The sequence below is a fragment of the Jeotgalicoccus nanhaiensis genome (genome assembly GCF_015235105.1).
Classification (GTDB): Bacteria; Bacillota; Bacilli; order Staphylococcales; family Salinicoccaceae; genus Jeotgalicoccus; species Jeotgalicoccus nanhaiensis.
Window position 1 is genome coordinate 1 of the sequence record NZ_JADGLW010000027.1, and the last position, 392, is coordinate 392.

Annotated in this window: 1 protein-coding gene; it reads left to right on the forward strand. The window is 42.1% G+C overall.

The genetic code is table 11. From position 1 onward, the window contains the following. The coding region (locus tag IR135_RS11530; RefSeq protein ID WP_416212708.1) for an alpha/beta fold hydrolase at nucleotides 1-235 on the forward strand (235 nt) is incomplete at its 5' end. Between the last annotated feature and the right edge of the window lie 157 nt (nucleotides 236-392).

Genomic DNA, 392 nt, shown 5'->3' on the forward strand with positions numbered 1-392 from the left:
GGGTACAGGAGCGCAAGAGAGTTACTGGGAACGTCTAGCAGAATTGCAGCCGATTCCTACCGATTTATTGGTAGGCGGCGAAGATCAAAAATTTATTGGAATTGCGAAAAAAATGCAGGCACGTCAACCGTTGTTGAGGCTGACAATTTTTCCTGAAGCAGGACATTGTATCCATTTAGAACAACCAACGATTTTCTATGAAAAGGTGACAGCGTTATTGGAAGGAGCTATCTGAATGAACATTCAATCAATTGAAACCTATCAGGTTCGTTTGCCTTTAAAAACGCCGTTTGTCACGAGCTATGGTCGCCTGGAAGAAAAAGCGTTTGATCTATTTGTAATAACAGATGAGCAAGGAAATCAAGGGTTTGGCGAATTAGTGGCTTTTGAGC